Source organism: Burkholderia anthina (assembly GCF_902498995.1).
Taxonomy (GTDB): Bacteria; Pseudomonadota; Gammaproteobacteria; order Burkholderiales; family Burkholderiaceae; genus Burkholderia; species Burkholderia anthina.
The window spans coordinates 76182-91870 of sequence record NZ_CABVLY010000020.1; the positions used below are offsets into that span (position 1 = coordinate 76182).

Genomic DNA, 15689 nt, shown 5'->3' on the forward strand with positions numbered 1-15689 from the left:
GTCGAACGCAACGCGCCTGCCCCGCGCCCGCCAGGCCGCCAGTGTCGAAATTAGACGAGTCGGTGTCGGAAGCATACAAGCCCCGATGTGGCTTTCGAACTAACGTGACAGACCTCTTACCCGATCGTTTGTCTGGAGCCGACATGTCCGATTTCATCACCGTCCTGCGCGAAACCTGCCCGACCCCGGTCCTTGACGCGACCAAGTGGAAGCGCATCGGCGGCGATCCGCACACCGTGAACCTCAACGCGTACCTCTCGAAGGACGGCAGCAAGATCATGGGCACGTGGATCTGCACGCCGGGCAAGTTCGAGGTGAACTACGAGAAGTGGGAGTACTGCCACTTCCTCGACGGCTACTGCATCATCACGCCGGAAGGCGAGGAGGCGGTGCATTTGAAGGCCGGCGACGTGTTCGTGATCGAACCCGGCATGAAGGGGACGTGGGAAGTGGTGGAGACGGTGCGCAAGTACTTCGTGTTCGCCTGAGCGGCCGCGCAGGTTCAACCGACGCATAACGCCGCGGTCCGGATACCCTCGCGATCCGCGGCGTCTCTCGTCCCGGCCCGTGCATGCGGCAAGGGCAGCACGGGCCGTGCACGCATCAAACGATGCGACGATTTCACCGCTTTCCCGTACCCGTGAACCGGGGTTTCAACCGGGACGGCAAGCCGGCGACACCGGCTCAATAAAACTCGTTGCGATTCGGGAACAGCTCGCCCAGTGAGGTGGCGCGCTGCGCCGGATCCGGTATCTCGCTCAAGGCGCCGGGTGCCTGACGCTCGCGATACGCGCTCGGCGACATCCCGTATGCCCGCCGAAACTCGCGCCCCAGATGCGACGCATCGGCAAAGCCGCAGCCCGCCGCGATCTCGGAAATGTTCTTGTCCAGATGCATCAGCATCCATGCGGCCGTACGAATCCGGATCGCCCGATAGCAGGCGGCCGGCCCGCTGCCGGTCGCTTCCCTGAACAGGCGTTCGAGCTGCCGCGCCGAAAGATCGAGCCTGCGCGCCAGCTCGTCGATCGTAATCGAGTGGCTGATGTGTTGCTCCATCAGCAGGATCGCGCGCTTCACCTTCGGATGCGCGTTGGGCGCGACACCGGGCGGATGCGGTTGCGGCGCGCTGACCGTCTCGCGTCCGTCGACCAGCAGGATGCGAAGCGCCTTGTAGACGATCGACGGCTCGATGTGCCGGACCAGGATCGCGGCGGCGACGTCGATCGATGCACGCCCGCCGGAGCAGGTCACGCGCCGCCCGTCCAGCACATAGAGGCGGTCGGACACGACGAGGTTCGCATCGACGGACGGAAACCGCTCGATGAAGTCCCAGTAGTGAAACCAGCTGATGCAGATGCGATGCCCGGCCATCACGCCCGCGCGCGCAAGCGCGAACGCGCCGGTGCAGATGCCGACCAGCATCGAACCCGCCGACGCGGCAGCGCGAATGAATTCCAGCGTGGCCGCGTCGAGTTCCGAGCGGGCATGCAGCAGCCCGCCGACGACGACCACGTAGTCGAACGCCTGGTTCGAACTCAACGATTCCCACGCGGGGATCTGGATGCCGCAACTTGCGCGAACGGGGGAGGTCATGTCTCCCAGGATCGTCCATGACAAGCGGACCGGCCGGCTGTTGTCGCCTTCGTCGGCCGCGAGCCGCAGCACGTCGATCATGCCGGAGAACGCCGTCAGCGTGAAATTCGGCAACAGGATGAAGCCGAACCGGATACGCGTCGGTTTGTCGGATTCCGGGGGGCTTGCGACGGGCGAGGGGTGAGTCATGACGATGCACTGATCGGGTAACTGCTGACGCAGAAGCGGAACAAGGCGCCAGCGCGATTCCAGATGAATCGCAGATGGCCGGCCGACACGGGCCGCGGACTTCGACTCGGGGTTCCGCGCACCCCGGGAACGACGCGGCCCGGACGTCGTCGTCCGGGCCGGGCCGCAAAAATCATCGTTGCGCCAAGGGCGTCGGCGAAGTGCGCGACGCGCACTCGACCGACGGGCAGGCAGCGGTTTCCCGTGCCTGCATTCACGCTCGGGCCAGTCTTCAGGCCGACGATACGCCGCGACGGCCGAGGCTCGATTGCGCGTCGCGGCTACGCTGGTTCAGCCGCGCGGCGATCAGCACGAACACGGCGAGCACGCCGGTCGCGGCAACTTCCATCCGGTGGCCGTTGAGGAACAGCATCGTGACGAGCGTCCCGCAGATGAACAGGATGACCGCCCACGTGAGCCACGGGAACAGCCACATCCGCAGCGTCAGCGCCGCACCGGTCACGTCGAGCATGCGGCGCATCCGCAGTTGCGACACCGCGATCACCAGATACACGAGCAGCGCGATCGCGCCCGACGTTGCGATCAGCACGTTGAACACCTGCTCCGGCACCACGTAGTTCGCGATCACGGTCAGGAACGCGAACGCGGTCGATGCGAGCACGGCCGCGCGCGGCGTGCCGGTCGAATCGGTGCGCTGCAGGAACGCCGGTGCGTCCTTGCGCTTGGCCAGCGAGAACATCATCCGCGACGCGGTGTACAGCGCCGAATTCAGGCAGCTCGCGACCGACACGAGCACGATCACGTCGATGATCGCCTTCGCATGCGGCACGCCGATCAACTCCATCACGCGCTGGTAGGAGCCGTGCACCGGCAGCAGCGGATCGTTCCACGGCACGATCGCGGTGACGAACAGGATCGAGCCGAGATAGAACAGCGAGATGCGCCAGATGACCGAATTCGTCGCGCGCACGATCTGGCGTTCCGGGTTCTCGGATTCGGCCGCGGCAATCGTCACGATCTCGGTGCCGACGAACGAGAACATCGTCATCAGCATGCCCGCGAACACCGCGCCGATCCCGTTCGGCATGAAGCCGCCGTGGCTGACCAGGTTCGAGAAGCCCGATGCGTGGCCGCCCGGCAGCAGCCCGAACACGGCCGCGCCGCCGATCGCGATGAACACGGCGATCGCGACGACCTTGATCAGCGCGAACCAGAACTCGAATTCGCCGTAGTTCTTGACCGAGAAGAGGTTGGTCACCGTCAGCAGCAGCGTGACGCCGAGTGCGAAGACCCAGGTCGCGATGCCCGGGAACCACGCGTTGAGGATGGTGGCCGCGGCCGTCGCCTCGATCGGGATCACGAGCACCCAGAACCACCAGTACAGCCAGCCGATCGTGAAGCCGGCCCAGTGGCCGATCGCGCGATCGGCATAGGTGGAGAACGAACCGCTGTCGGGATGCGCGACGGCCATTTCGCCGAGCATGCGCATCACGAGGACGACGAGCGCGCCCGTCAGCGCGTAGGCGATCAGCGCCGCCGGTCCGGCCGCCGCGATGGCGTGCCCGGAGCCGACGAACAGGCCCGCGCCGATCACGCCCGCGATCGACAGCATCGTGACGTGGCGTTGCTTCAGGCCTGTTGCCAGGCCCGTGTGACTACCGTTCATGTCATCCTCCAATCCATATTTCTATTGTCCGGCCCGCGTTCCGATGAACCGCGCCTTTCCAGGATGGCGACGCGGCGCGTCGGCACGCCGTTGCCAGCCTGGCGACATGTATCTTCTCGACACAAAACCTTGCGATCTAGAAAATATCCGACCGCCACCCATAACAAATGCGACGCACTGTTGATCGGCGACGACACCTTGCATGACCGGAGGCCCGGACGGGCAAACGACGGGACAAAGGCAATTCGATGCGCGCACCTGGATATCGGCGAGCGGCGGCCTTTGCCGAATCCGCGTGCCGGTGGCGTGGAGGCATGCGTGGACGGCGCATCGGCTCGCTGCGGCGGCGGTGGGTGGCCGATGCTGTTCGAGCGTGCGCAGGAAGGGGAGAGAGCGGTCGGATTGCGTCCCGGAGCGTCAGTCGTTCCGTAACGATGCGCGGCGCGTGCGACTCATGCCGCTCACGAGAGCGGGGCAGCCGCAAGGCGCGTCGGCCGGCGTCGCGGAATACGCGCTCGCGTGGCGCTTGAATAGCGTTGACTCGCAGCGTCAGTGCGTGTCGGCGAAGAGCGGTTGCTCGCCGTGATTGCCGTCGATGATGTCTTCCGCATAGCGGATGGACGCCCGGCGCGCTTCACCTGCCGAATCGAACGGTGCGTTGTCGGGCAGCCGGAACGTCTCGCTGCGGGTCAATGTGTCGGCGGTGCCGCGCAGGCAAATCTTCACGGCTGCGTCGAAGCCGCCGTCGTAGTTGTGCGCGTTGCCGTTGCTGGCCGTAACGTGCGGGTAGATCAGCGGATAGATTTCGAAGCCGCGATAGAGATGCATGCTCATGACGAACTCCTCGGTTCGGTCGCGACGAATCGCGCGGACGAACGCATCCGACCGGTATCGCCGCTGCGCGGCGCGACGGGTGGGGTGAAGGGGCAACAGTGCGTGCGGATGAAGGCGCGACGCTGCAAGGGGGCAGACGGCGGGGCGAGCGGTGGGTGCAATGACACGTGCTCGGACGAATTCATCATACGCGCTTCGTATCGGATGTCCATCGGGATGTCGATCGCATCCGCGGCCATGCCGGCGCCGCGCATCGAACGGCTTCGATGGGCTTTCCCGCGCGCCGCGCACGATGAAAATCGGCGTCCGGACGCCATTGGCGTGCGATGCGATTCGGACGACGTCGAACGAGCGCCACGATGCCACGACGCCACGAAATCGCGCCGGCCGCAAGTCTGCAACAGATCGCGCAAGCGCCTATGATGCAGCGATCCGCCCGCCGCGCCGGCCGCATTGCGTGGACGGCATGCGACGGCCGAACGTTTTCCCGGAACCCCGACCATGCGCATCACCGACATCCGCGAGCAAGCGATCCCGGTTTCCCGCTATGCCGATCCGGCGATTCCGTCGGGCGGCCTGACGACGAGCGTCGTCGCGGTCGTCACCGATGTCGTGCGCGACGGTCACCCGGTGACGGGGTACGGCTACGCATCGGTCGGCCGCTACGCGCAGGGCGGGCTGATCCGTGAACGATTCGCGCCGCGCCTGCTGAACGCGGCGGACGCGCTTGCCGACGAGGCCGGCACGAACCTCGATCCGTTTCGCGCATGGCGCGCGATGATGGCGGGCGAAAAGCCCGGCGGACACGGCGAGCGATGCGTGGCGGTCGGCACGCTCGACATGGCGATCTGGGATGCCGCCGCGAAGATCGCGAGCTTGCCGCTGCATCGCTTTCTCGCCGATCGGCTCGCGCGCACGTCGACGCCGCGCGTGCGTGTCTACGCAGGCGGCGGCTATCGCTATCCGCACGACGATCTCGCGCGTCTGACCGACGAGATGCGCCGCATCGCCGATCTCGGCTACACGCACGCGAAGATCAAGATCGGCGGCGCGGATCTCGATCGCGACCGGCGACGTATCGAAGCCGCTGCGGGTTGCCTTGCCGGCAGCGCGCATCTCGCGGTCGATGCGATGAACACGTACGACGCGGCAAGCGGCCGCGCGGCCGCCGCGATGCTGGCGCCGTTTGGTCTCTGGTGGTTCGAGGACATCTGCGATCCGCTGGACCTGCCGCTTCATGCAGGCCTGACCGCGCAATACGCGCCGCCCGTCGCGGCCGGCGAAGCGTTGTTCTCGCTCGCGGAAGCGAAGCTGCTCGAGCGCTACGGCGGCTTGCGCAAGGCGCGCGATTTCCTCGTGTTCGATCCGGTTCATTGCTACGGGCTGTCGGGCTACCTGCAGATCGTCGACCACTTCGTGTCGAACGGCTGGCGGCGCGAGGCGTTCTGGCCGCACGGCGGCCACCTGTTCTCGCTGCAGGTGGTGGCCGCGCTCGGGCTCGGCGGCGCGGAAGTCAATCCGTTCTCGTTTCATCCGTTCAGCGGACTCGCTCACGGCGAAACGGTCGACGCCGGGTATGCGCATGCGCCGCAGGTGCCGGGTATCGGCTTCGAGCTGCATGCGCACGCGTATCGCGCGTTTCGCGCGGTGGCGGGCGGCTGAGCGGCACGGTCGGTTTCAACGCGCATCGATCGCGAAGCGCACGGCAAAGCCGAGCATCGTCACCGCGACGAACAGGTCGAGCATGCGCCACGCCAGCACGCGGGCGAACCACGCGCGGCAGGCGCGCGCACCATACGCGAGCATCAGGAACCATGCGAGCGATGCCGTCATCGCGCCGAGCGCGAACGGCATGCGCGCGGCTGGCGCATGGTTCGCGATCACCGTGCCGATCAGCAGCACGGTGTCGATCCACGCATACGGATTGAGCAGCGAGACGGCCGCGGCCGCGAGCAACGTGCGCGAGCGCGTCGCGCCGTATCCGGCGCCATCGGCATCCACGTGGCCGGGCTGCCGTCGCCGGATCGCGGAGCGCAGCGAGAGCAGGCCGTAACCGGCGAGATACGCGATGCCGGCCCACAGCGCGGCGGACACGATGGCCGGATGATGCAGCAGCAACGACGACAAGCCGTGCGCGCCGAGCACGATCAGCAGCGCGTCGCTGCCCGCGCAGACGATCGCAATGGAGAGCGGATGGGGGCTCGAAATCGAGCGTTTGATGACGAAGGCGTCCTTGGGGCCGACCGACGTGAACAGGCCGGCGCCAAGCAGCAGACCTTCCAGGAAGGCAGAGGTGTCGAGCACGAGCGGGCCGACAACCTCTTAAGCTGAACCGGTGATGGTTACGATGCGACCCACATTAAGGGGCGGCGGAGGGCGTTGTCAATGTTCGGCGCACCATGCCGCGCGGCGCGCGCACGGTGCGCTCGCGCACCCGTCATCTGCCGCCTGCCGCCGCGTTGCGGCGACGAACGCCGCGCATGCCATCAGCCGGCGGCGGCGTCGCCGAGATTGAGCGCGACGAGGGCGCAGACGGTCAACGCGATGCCGACGAGCTTCAGCGACGATACCGATTCATCGAAGCAGACGATGCCGATGACGGCGGTGGCCGCCGTGCTGGCGGCGGCCCAGCTCGCATAGGCGAGCCCCATTTCGACGCGCTTCGTCGCGAGCGCCATCAGCCAGACGGCACTCGCATAGCAGACGATCGTGATGGCGGACGGTAGCGGGCGGGACAGGCCGGCGGAGCATTTCAGGCCGACGGAGCCGAGTACTTCGGCGACAACGCTGATGCCCAGCAAAAGCCAGGCGGACTGGAACGGGGACACGAACGGGCTCCTTCCCCCGACGCTTATACCGAGCGGCGAGGAGAAGAGCAGGTGTCAGCGGTACCCAGGATGACAGGAGCTTAGTGCGTGCGGCGGCGTTGCGCAAGGCACGGGCGATGCACGACGTGCGTCGCGCGTCACGCGTGCCCGGCATTTCCTGCCGCCCACTCCGGCCGGCGTCCGAGCGTGTCGAACAGCGCGACGATTTCCGCCTTCACCTTCTGCACCGCATTGCTGACGAGCGCCGTGTCGTGCCAGCACAGCGACAGGTCGCGCACGAACAGCCGGTGCGCGACCGTCGACAGCTTGAGCTTGCGCTCCTCGATCTCGACGTGCGCGGCCGTCCACGGCAGGATCGTCACGCCGAGCTGCGCCATCACGGCCGCGAACAGGAGCCCGGTCGAACTCGCCTCGAAGCCGATCTGGTACGACAGCCCGGCTTCGCGCATCGCCCAGTCGACGCGGTTGCGGATCGTGTTCGGCGCGCTCGGCAGCACGAGCGGCAGCCGCGCGATCGCGTCGAGCGGAACGGGATCGTCCGGCACCGGAAAGTCGGGCCACGTGATCAGGTACAGCGTTTCGGTCAGCAGCCGGTGAATCGCGATGCCGCGCGTGTCGACCGCATCGACGACGATCGCGAGGTCGAGCCGCGCGCGTTCGAGCAGCGTGTCGAGATCGGCGCTCGGCGCCTCGATCAATTCCAGCATGATCCCCGGATAACGATCGCGCACGGCGCGCGCGAGCGGGATCGCCAGCACGCGCGCGGTGCTCGACGGCATCCCGACCGTCACGCGGCCCTGTGGCGTATCGGCGTCGCGGCGCAGCAGCTCGCGCGTGCCGTCGGCCTGGCGCAGCAGTTCGAGCGCGTGCCGGTACAGCGTGCGGCCCGCGGCCGTCGGCGCGACGCCGCGCACGCTGCGCTCGAGCAGTTGCATCCCGAGATCCTGCTCGAGATTGCGCATCTGCTGGCTGACCGCGGGTTGCGCGACGTGCAGCGCTTCGCTCGCATGCGTGACGTTGCCGCATTCGACGACCTTCACGAAATAGCGCAATTGCCTCAGGTCCATTGCCGCCGCCTCCCGATTCAAACCATAAGCCAATCCGATCGAGCAAGATGAATATCATATTTTTCGACGATCGCTGACATTTCTATACTCGTCTCACAAAAGAGTCCGCAGGCCGGCCATCCCGGACCGGACGCGGCACCGGAGCCGGCTCGGCCGGCAAGGAGACGAAGATGTTCAAGGCGATCGACGCGCCGGCGGCCGGCGCGAAGCCGCGGCGCACGCCGCTCACGCGCGAGCAGGTCAAGGGTTTCTGGGCCGTGTACGCGGGCTGGGTGCTCGACGGCGTGGACTCGGTGATCTACGCGCTCGTGCTGATTCCCGCGCTGACCGAACTGCTGCCGGCGTCCGGCATCGCGGCGACGCCCGCGAATCTCGGGATGTACGGCTCGATCCTGTTCGCGCTGTTCCTGATCGGCTGGGGGCTGTCGTTCATCTGGGGGCCGCTCGCCGATCGCTTCGGCCGCGTGCGCACGCTCGCCGCGAGCATCCTGATCTATTCGGTGTTCACCGGTGCCGCCGCGTTCGTGCACGACGTCTGGGTGCTGGCCGCGTGCCGGCTGATCGCCGGGATCGGCGTCGGCGGCGAATGGGCGCTCGCGGGCACCTACGTCGCCGAGAGCTGGCCGGAGGATCGCCGCAAGATGGGCGCCGGCTACCTGCAGACGGGCTACTACTTCGGTTTCTTCATCGCGGCGTGCCTGAACTACACGATCGGCGCGACCTACGGCTGGCGCGCGATGTTCCTGTGCGGGCTGGCTCCCGCGCTGCTTGCCGTCTTCACCGTGATGCGCGTGAAGGAGCCGGGGCAGTGGCGCCGCCACGACGTGCGCGACGGCGACGTCACGCAGGCGAAGCGCGTGCATCCGCTGCGCGAAATCTTCGCGCCGGCGCTCCTGCGCCGCACGTTGACGAGCGCGAGCCTGGTCGGCGTCGCGATCGTCGGGCTGTGGGCCGGTTCGGTCTACGAGGCGAGCGCGGTCAGCACGCTCGCGGCGCGCGCCGGCATCGACCATATCGGCGCGATGCGGCTCGCATCGGTCGGCGCGGCGATCCTGTCGTGCACGACGATCGTCGGCTGCCTCGTCGCGCCGTGGCTTGCGGAACGGGTCGGCCGGCGCGCCGCGCTCGGCGTGTATTTCGCGGGCATGGCCGCGGCGATCGTGTTCGCGTTCGGCTGGGCGTTCTATCAGCCGAACGGGCTCGGCGCATTCATGGTTTCGCTCGCGTTCCTCGGCTTCTTCGGCGGCAATTTCGCGATCTTCTCGTTGTGGCTTCCGGAGCAGTATCCGACCCGCGTACGGGCGACCGCATTCGCGTTCAATGCATCGGTCGGCCGCTTCATCGGCGCGGGCGTGAACTTCGTGCTCGGCGCCGCGATTCACGGCTACGGCTCGCTCGGCGTGCCGGTCGCGTGGACCGCGGCCGTGTTCGGCCTCGGCATCCTGATCCTGCCGTTCGCCGTCGAAACGCGTCACCAGACACTGCCGGAATGAACGGCGCGCCGGCGTCGTCCGGCTATCAGCAACATCTCGTCATCAATATCAGGAGTCCGGAATGCAGGCATTACAAGGAATCAGGGTCGTCGATCTGAGTCGCGCGCTGTCGGGGCCGTTCTGCTCGATGGTGCTCGCCGATCTCGGCGCCGACGTGGTCAAGGTCGAGTCGGGCCCGAACGGCGACATGAGCCGCGCGTGGGGGCCGTTCGATCGCGGCGTGAGCACGTATTACCTGTCCTGCAATCGCAACAAGCGCGGCATCTGCGTGGATTTCCGGCAGCCGGCCGGCATCGATGTCGTGCGCCGGCTGATCGCGCAGGCCGACGTCGTGATCGAGAACTTCAAGGCCGGCACGATGGACGCGATGGGGCTCGGCTACGACGTACTGAGCGCGCATGATCCGCGGCTCGTGATGGGCAGCGTGACCGCGTTCGGTCCGCGCGGCCCGCTGCGTGACTGGCCGGGTTTCGACCAGATCGCGCAGGGTTACGCGGGGCTGATGAGCCTCACCGGCTTCCCGGACGGCGAACCGACCCGCACGGGTACCGCGATCGGCGATCTCAGCTCGGGGATGTGGGTCGCGACGGGCGTCATCGCCGCGCTGTACGAGCGCGAGCGAACCGGGCGCGGCCAGCACGTCGGCACGTCGCTGCTCGAAAGCCTGGTCGCGCTGCTGAGCGTGCACGGGCAGCGCTATCTGAGCCTCGGCGACGTGCCGCGCCGCACCGGCAACGCGCATGCGGTGATCGCGCCGTATGGCGTGTTCGAGACGGCCGACGGGCCGTTGAACCTCGCGCCGATCACGACCGACATGTGGCTGCGGCTGTGCCAGTTGCTCGAGCTGCCCGAATTGCCGAACGACGCGCGGTTCGCGACCAACGATGCGCGCGTCGCGAACCGCGATGCGTTGAAGGTATTGCTGGAGAGCCGGTTGCGTACGCGCGGCAAGCGCGAATGGACGCAGCGTTTCGTCGAGGCCGGGCTGCCGGCCGGGCCGATTCATACGCTCGACGAGGTGTTCGCCGATTCGCAGCTCGCGCATTGCGGGCTCGTCGAACCGGTCGCGCATCCGACGCTCGGGACGGTGCGTCAGGTCGTGACGCCGCTCGGCGCGATGGGCGACGCCGAGCCGGCGCCGCGTACGCGCCATGCGCCGCCGCTGCTCGGCGAGCATACGGTCGACGTGTTGCGCGAAGCCGGCTACGACGACGATGCGATCGATGCGTTGCTGGCCGAGCGCGCGATCTTCCAGGCCGAAGCCGCAGCGGAGGCCGTGCAATGACGGACGTGACGAAACAGGCGGCGCCGTCGGGCGTGACGGTCGACATGATCGGCGAGCGCATCGCGCGCGTGCGGTTCTCCAATCCCGCGCGGCGTCATGCGCTCGACGCACCGCTCCTCGATCGGCTCGTGACGTGCATCGATGCGCTCGCCGCGCAACGCCCGGCGCCGATCGTGATTCTGTCGAACGACGGCAACGGCGACGTGTGGAGCGCAGGCCACGACCTGCGCGAACTCGCCGACGACCGCGATCCGCTCGCCTACGACAAGCCGCTCGAACGTGCGCTGCGGCGGATCCGGACCTATCCGGGCGCGGTCATCGCGGCGGTCGCGGGCTCCGCATGGGGCGGGGCGGTCGATCTCGTGATGAGCTGCGACCTCGTCGTCGCGGAGCGCGGTGCGCGTTTCGCGATGACGCCCGCGAACATCGGCCTGCCATATTCGACGAGCGGCCTGCTGCGCTTTTACGACAACCTGCCGATTCACGTGCTGAAGGAGATGTTCTTTTGCGCGCAGCCGCTCGATGCCGAGCGCGCCGCCCATCACGGGCTCGTGAACCGGCTCGCGGAAGCCGGCGGCGTGGACGATGCCGCGCTCGATATCGCCCGCACGATTGCCGCGAAGGCGCCGCTCGCGGTGCACGTGGTGAAGGAGCAGTTGCGCGTGCTGCAGGATGCGCGGCCGATGCCGGTCGACGCATTCGAGCGGATCGCCGAGCTGCGTCGGCAGGCATGCGACGGTGCGGATTTCGATGAAGGGTTGCGCGCGTTCGCGGAGCGGCGCGCGCCGGTGTTTCGCGGCATCTAGGTCATGCGGCGGCGTGACATGCGCGTGCGAGCGGCGGCGAAGAAGCGTTGCGTCTTGCTCGCATGCCGGCGCCGGCGCGTGTCGCGCATCGCATCCCGATGCGCGGGCGCTTTCGGTCAGCCGAGCGCGTGTACGCCGATCAGCAGCAACGCGCCGAGGACGATCAGCAGCAGCGCGTGAATGCGCGTGACCATCACGCACACCGTCGACGCAACCGCGATCGCCCGCGCGGGCCAGCCGCCGTCGAGCGCCTGCAGCAGCACCCAGACCGACGCGAGGATCATCCCCGCCGCGACCGGGCGCAGGCCGGCCTCGAGCGCGATCTGCCAACGCGCGCCCTGATGCCGTCGCCACAGGTGCGCGACGCCGTAGATCAGGAACGCGGTCGGCCCGAACAGCGCGAGCGTCGCGATCACCGCGCCCCAGAAGCCCGCGACCTGCCAGCCGATCAGCGTCGCGAGCAGCGAGCCGGGCCCTGGCGCCATCCGCGCGATCGCGAAGTCGTTTACGAACTGCGTGGCCGTCATCCAGTGATGGACGTCGACGACCTGGCGCTGGATGTCGGCGACGATCGCCTGCCCGCCGCCGATCGTCGCGATCGACAGCGGCGCAAACACGCCGAAGAGGGCGGCGTAGCGCGACATCGCATTCATCGGTCGTCGCGCCTCGCAGAGGAAGGCGCCGCGCGGCGGTATTCGAGTGCAACGCTCAGCGTGCCGCCGATCAGCACGGTCCACACGAGCGGCCAGTGCAGCACGGCCACCGACACGAACGTGAGCGTCATCACCGCGAACGGCAGCACGCGGCGCGGCAGCCGGCGCACCGCGGTGATCGCCATCGAGATCGACAGCCCGATTGCCGCGGCGGCCGCGCCGGCGAGCGCGACGTGCGTGAGCGTAAAGCGCGTGAGGGTCGAGAATGCGACGCCGAACAGCACGATCAGCACGGCCGGCGGCGCGATGATGCCGGTGAAGCCGGCCACCGCGCCGCGCCATCCGGCCAGCCGGTAGCCGATCCAGATCGCGAGGTTCTTCACGTTGACGCCCGGCAGCGCCTGCGACAGCGCGAGCCCGTTGAGGAACGCTTCTTCGTCGATCCAGCGCCGCTCGTCCACGAAGTCGCGCATCATGCGCCCGCTCAGCCCGCCGCCGAAGCTGGTCAGGCCGATCTGCGCGAATGCGATGAACAGCGCGAGGACGCCGGGCGACGGTGAATCGCCGTCGGGCGGCGCGGGCGGAGTCGGGGTGGCGGGCGGAAGCATCGGACGGACTGGCGCGACGGTTGGGCAATCGCCCATGGTAGCAAGCGGTGCCTGTCAGCACGCTGACATCGGCGCCGCGAGGTTGTCGGCGCAACGATCGGGGCGCGGTGCCGTCGCCGCCGCGCCGGCGCGAGTCCGTTATCGGCGCAAGCAGGCAGGCGCTAGGCGCGCACGACCGTCACGCCGGCGGCCTCGATCGGCTCGGTCAGCGCTGCGTCGGTTTCCCGTTCGACCACGATGGTCTGCGCGAGCGCAAGCTCGCCGATCACGAACTGCGATGCCGCACGCAGTTTGGACTGCGAGGCCAGCACGACCGTCTCGCCCGCGCGTTCGGCGAGCGCACGCTTGATCGCCGCTTCCTCGAAATCGCCGGTGCTCAGCCCCGCGACCGGATGAACGCCGGTGACACCCATGAAATACAGGTCCGCGTGGATGCGCGCGATGCCCTCCATCGCCGCGGCGCCGACCGACACGATCGAATGCTTGTACAGCCGGCCGCCGATCAGGATCACGTCGATCGACGGATGCGCGGCCAGCGCGACGGCGACGCTCGGGCTGTGCGTGACGATCGTCGCGCGCAGGTCGGGCGGCAACTGGCTGACGAGCAGCGCCGACGTCGTGCCGCCGTCGACGATCGCGACCTGCCCGGGCGCGATCATCTGCGCGGCCCGGCGCGCGATGCGCCGCTTTTCCTCCGGTTCGAGCGCCTCGCGCTGCGCGAACGGCGCGACGGCCGGCGACGCCGGCAGCGCACCGCCGTGCACGCGCTGCAGCAGGCCTTCGGCGGCAAGCTCGCGCAGGTCGCGGCGGATCGTGTCTTCGGACACGCCGAATTGCACGCTCAGTTCGGCGGCCAGCACCTGGCCGTCGCGCGCGAGTGCATCGAGGATCACCTTCTTGCGTTGGGTCGTCAGCATCGGGATTGCACGAAAATTCTTGAAATTGCACGAATATGCACGTTACCATGCGATCCGTCTCTTGTCGAATGGGAGGCCGCCATGGCCGCAACGCGGGACCGCGTCCGCATCGTCGATACGGCGGTGCTGTCCGATGACTGGTATGTGCTGAAGAAGGTGACGTTCGATTTTCTGCGCCGCGACGGCACGTGGCAGCGCCTCAGCCGTGAAACCTACGATCGCGGCAACGGCGCGACCATCCTGCTGCGCAACGCCGCGACGGGCGACGTGCTGCTCACGCGGCAGTTCCGGATGCCGGCGTTCGTCAACGGGCACGACGGGATGCTGCTCGAAGCTGCCGCCGGCCTGCTCGACGATGCGACGCCCGACGCGCGCATTCGCGCGGAAGCCGAAGAGGAAACCGGCTATCGCGTGCGCGGCGTGCGCAAGGTGTTCGAGGCGTTCATGAGCCCGGGTTCGGTCACGGAGAAATTGCATTTCTTCGTCGGCGAATACGATGCGTCGCTGCGCACGGGCGACGGGGGCGGCATCGCGGAGGAGGGCGAGGATCTCGAGGTCGTCGAGATGCCGCTGCAAGCGGCGCTGGACGCCGTCGAGCGCGGCGAGATCGTCGACGCGAAGACGATCATGCTGCTGCAGTACGTCGCGCTGCGGGAGTCCGCGGGCGGGCGCGCCGCGACCGCGTGACGAAGCCGCGGCACGACGCTCGAACGGGCGTATGATCGCGCGACGCCATTCGCGCGCCCCGTTCGACGCTACCGCAGCTCCATCATGTCGCTTGCCGATTCCACGCATTCCCTCGCATCCGCCGACGGCGGCGCCACGCAATTGCCCGCCGAACGCGTCGCGTCCGCCGTCGACGCGCTCGCGCGCGCCGATGCGCTGCTCGTGACGGCCGGAGCCGGCATCGGCGTCGATTCCGGGCTGCCGGACTTTCGCGGCACGGACGGCTTCTGGCGTGCGTATCCGGCGCTGCGTCACGAGCGTTTCGAGTTTCACGAGATCGCGTCGCCGCAGGCATTTCGTGCGCATCCGCAGCTCGCGTGGGGATTCTACGGGCATCGTCTCGGCCTTTACCGGGACACCGTGCCGCACGCGGGCTTCGCGATCCTGCGGCGCTGGATGGATGCGATGCGCAATGGCGGCTTCGTGCTGACGAGCAACGTCGACGGCCAGTTCCAGAAGGCCGGTTTCGATCCGGCGCGGATCGTCGAAATCCACGGTTCGATTCATGCGATGCAGTGCCTGCGCCCGTGCTCGGACGACACGTGGAGCGCGGCGCCATTTACGCCGGACGTCGACACGGCCACGTGCCGGCTGGTCGGCGAGCTGCCGCGCTGCCCGCGTTGCGGCGGCCTCGCACGGCCGAACATCCTGATGTTCGGTGACCGGGGCTGGCTCGGCGCCCGCCATGAAGCTCAGGAGCGCGCGTTCGAGAGCTGGGTCGCGCAGGCGGGGCGGGTGGCTGTCGTCGAGATCGGCGCGGGCACCGCGATTCCGACCGTGCGCATGCTGAGCGAACGGCTCGGCGCCGACGTGATCCGGATCAACGCACGCGAAGCCCATGCGCGCCGTGCGGACGTGATCGGACTGAAGGGCGGCGCGCTCGCGACGCTCGCCGCGCTCGACGCGGCCTGGCAGCGCGAATGAGCCGGCCCGCGACGCAATCTGGCGGGCGCCATTGCGCGCGCCGTCGTTGCAGGCGCGCCGCGAATCCGCATACAGTTCAGCCAGTGCCAGCCGTGCGTGC

At 68.2% G+C, this 15689-nt stretch carries 16 protein-coding genes; 7 read left to right on the forward strand and 9 right to left on the reverse strand.

Annotated elements, in window-relative coordinates:
* Window positions 1-143 precede the first annotated feature (143 nt).
* On the forward strand, window positions 144-488 hold the full coding sequence (locus BME24068_RS23890) for a cupin domain-containing protein (protein WP_006752094.1): 345 nt from the start codon (window positions 144-146) through the stop codon (window positions 486-488).
* 196 nt (window positions 489-684) lie between these two features.
* On the opposite strand, the gene BME24068_RS23895 is transcribed toward BME24068_RS23890, so the two are convergent.
* The 3 genes from BME24068_RS23895 to BME24068_RS23905 form a co-directional block, all read right to left on the reverse strand.
* Window positions 685-1782 carry a GlxA family transcriptional regulator gene (locus BME24068_RS23895; protein ID WP_239007976.1) on the reverse strand — a complete coding sequence of 366 codons (1098 nt, stop codon included), beginning with the start codon at window positions 1780-1782 and terminating at the stop codon, window positions 685-687.
* A 271-nt stretch (window positions 1783-2053) separates the two neighbouring features.
* Complete coding sequence (gabP, locus tag BME24068_RS23900; RefSeq protein WP_096503519.1) at window positions 2054-3448, reverse strand: GABA permease; 1395 nt, start codon at window positions 3446-3448, stop codon at window positions 2054-2056.
* Between the two features lie 549 nt (window positions 3449-3997).
* Window positions 3998-4282, reverse strand: coding sequence for a hypothetical protein (locus BME24068_RS23905; RefSeq protein ID WP_174927649.1), 285 nt, complete (start codon window positions 4280-4282; stop codon window positions 3998-4000).
* 501 nt (window positions 4283-4783) lie between these two features.
* On the opposite strand from BME24068_RS23905, the gene BME24068_RS23910 reads away from it, so the two are divergent.
* The gene (locus BME24068_RS23910) at window positions 4784-5944 is read left to right on the forward strand and encodes an enolase C-terminal domain-like protein (protein WP_174927613.1); all 1161 of its coding nucleotides are present in this window, start codon (window positions 4784-4786) and stop codon (window positions 5942-5944) included.
* 15 nt (window positions 5945-5959) lie between these two features.
* On the opposite strand, the gene BME24068_RS23915 is transcribed toward BME24068_RS23910, so the two are convergent.
* The 3 genes from BME24068_RS23915 to BME24068_RS23925 all read right to left on the reverse strand — a co-directional run bounded on the left by BME24068_RS23915 (window position 5960) and on the right by BME24068_RS23925 (window position 8177).
* The gene (locus BME24068_RS23915; protein WP_174927614.1) at window positions 5960-6586 is read right to left on the reverse strand and encodes a LysE/ArgO family amino acid transporter; all 627 of its coding nucleotides are present in this window, start codon (window positions 6584-6586) and stop codon (window positions 5960-5962) included.
* Window positions 6587-6768: 182 nt separating this feature from the next.
* Window positions 6769-7110: a DMT family transporter gene (locus tag BME24068_RS23920; protein ID WP_096503529.1), complete on the reverse strand. Its 342-nt coding sequence runs from the start codon at window positions 7108-7110 to the stop codon at window positions 6769-6771.
* A 137-nt stretch (window positions 7111-7247) separates the two neighbouring features.
* Entirely contained in the window at window positions 7248-8177 is a 930-nt protein-coding gene (locus tag BME24068_RS23925; protein WP_096503531.1) for a LysR substrate-binding domain-containing protein, read from the reverse strand.
* A gap of 170 nt (window positions 8178-8347) precedes the next feature.
* Here BME24068_RS23925 and BME24068_RS23930 point away from each other — a divergent pair, with 170 nt between their 5' ends.
* The 3 genes from BME24068_RS23930 (at window position 8348) to scpB (ending at window position 11761) form a co-directional block, all read left to right on the forward strand.
* Window positions 8348-9670, forward strand: a complete 1323-nt coding sequence (locus BME24068_RS23930) for an MFS transporter (protein WP_174927615.1) — start codon at window positions 8348-8350, stop codon at window positions 9668-9670.
* Between the two features lie 61 nt (window positions 9671-9731).
* Window positions 9732-10955: a CaiB/BaiF CoA transferase family protein gene (locus tag BME24068_RS23935; RefSeq protein ID WP_096503535.1), complete on the forward strand. Its 1224-nt coding sequence runs from the start codon at window positions 9732-9734 to the stop codon at window positions 10953-10955.
* Window positions 10952-11761: a methylmalonyl-CoA decarboxylase gene (gene scpB, locus BME24068_RS23940; protein ID WP_174927616.1), complete on the forward strand. Its 810-nt coding sequence runs from the start codon at window positions 10952-10954 to the stop codon at window positions 11759-11761. Before BME24068_RS23935 ends, scpB begins: the two co-directional genes overlap by 4 nt.
* A 116-nt stretch (window positions 11762-11877) precedes the next feature.
* Here scpB and BME24068_RS23945 read toward each other — a convergent pair whose 3' ends face one another.
* From BME24068_RS23945 to BME24068_RS23955, 3 genes are all read right to left on the reverse strand, one after another.
* Window positions 11878-12414: a chromate transporter gene (locus BME24068_RS23945; protein WP_174927617.1), complete on the reverse strand. Its 537-nt coding sequence runs from the start codon at window positions 12412-12414 to the stop codon at window positions 11878-11880.
* A complete protein-coding gene (locus tag BME24068_RS23950) occupies window positions 12411-13022 on the reverse strand; it encodes a chromate transporter (RefSeq protein ID WP_174927618.1) in 612 nt (203 codons plus the stop codon). Before BME24068_RS23950 ends, BME24068_RS23945 begins: the two co-directional genes overlap by 4 nt.
* 161 nt (window positions 13023-13183) lie before the next feature.
* Window positions 13184-13939: a DeoR/GlpR family DNA-binding transcription regulator gene (locus BME24068_RS23955; RefSeq protein WP_174927619.1), complete on the reverse strand. Its 756-nt coding sequence runs from the start codon at window positions 13937-13939 to the stop codon at window positions 13184-13186.
* Window positions 13940-14020: 81 nt separating this feature from the next.
* On the opposite strand from BME24068_RS23955, the gene BME24068_RS23960 reads away from it, so the two are divergent.
* Together BME24068_RS23960 and BME24068_RS23965 are read left to right on the forward strand one after the other, a co-directional pair.
* Window positions 14021-14626, forward strand: a complete 606-nt coding sequence (locus BME24068_RS23960) for an NUDIX domain-containing protein (protein WP_174927650.1) — start codon at window positions 14021-14023, stop codon at window positions 14624-14626.
* An 84-nt stretch (window positions 14627-14710) separates the two neighbouring features.
* Window positions 14711-15589 carry an SIR2 family NAD-dependent protein deacylase gene (locus tag BME24068_RS23965; protein WP_174927620.1) on the forward strand — a complete coding sequence of 293 codons (879 nt, stop codon included), beginning with the start codon at window positions 14711-14713 and terminating at the stop codon, window positions 15587-15589.
* Window positions 15590-15689 lie beyond the last annotated feature (100 nt).

Coding starts and splice junctions, on each gene's coding strand:
- BME24068_RS23890 (WP_006752094.1), top strand. CDS start 144: ATGTCCGATTTCATCACCGTCCTGCGCGAAACCTGCCCGACCCCGGTC.
- BME24068_RS23895 (WP_239007976.1), bottom strand. CDS start 1,782: ATGACTCACCCCTCGCCCGTCGCAAGCCCCCCGGAATCCGACAAACCG.
- gabP (WP_096503519.1), bottom strand. CDS start 3,448: ATGAACGGTAGTCACACGGGCCTGGCAACAGGCCTGAAGCAACGCCAC.
- BME24068_RS23905 (WP_174927649.1), bottom strand. CDS start 4,282: ATGAGCATGCATCTCTATCGCGGCTTCGAAATCTATCCGCTGATCTAC.
- BME24068_RS23910 (WP_174927613.1), top strand. CDS start 4,784: ATGCGCATCACCGACATCCGCGAGCAAGCGATCCCGGTTTCCCGCTAT.
- BME24068_RS23925 (WP_096503531.1), bottom strand. CDS start 8,177: ATGGACCTGAGGCAATTGCGCTATTTCGTGAAGGTCGTCGAATGCGGC.
- BME24068_RS23930 (WP_174927615.1), top strand. CDS start 8,348: ATGTTCAAGGCGATCGACGCGCCGGCGGCCGGCGCGAAGCCGCGGCGC.
- BME24068_RS23935 (WP_096503535.1), top strand. CDS start 9,732: ATGCAGGCATTACAAGGAATCAGGGTCGTCGATCTGAGTCGCGCGCTG.
- scpB (WP_174927616.1), top strand. CDS start 10,952: ATGACGGACGTGACGAAACAGGCGGCGCCGTCGGGCGTGACGGTCGAC.
- BME24068_RS23945 (WP_174927617.1), bottom strand. CDS start 12,414: ATGAATGCGATGTCGCGCTACGCCGCCCTCTTCGGCGTGTTTGCGCCG.
- BME24068_RS23950 (WP_174927618.1), bottom strand. CDS start 13,022: ATGCTTCCGCCCGCCACCCCGACTCCGCCCGCGCCGCCCGACGGCGAT.
- BME24068_RS23955 (WP_174927619.1), bottom strand. CDS start 13,939: ATGCTGACGACCCAACGCAAGAAGGTGATCCTCGATGCACTCGCGCGC.
- BME24068_RS23960 (WP_174927650.1), top strand. CDS start 14,021: ATGGCCGCAACGCGGGACCGCGTCCGCATCGTCGATACGGCGGTGCTG.
- BME24068_RS23965 (WP_174927620.1), top strand. CDS start 14,711: ATGTCGCTTGCCGATTCCACGCATTCCCTCGCATCCGCCGACGGCGGC.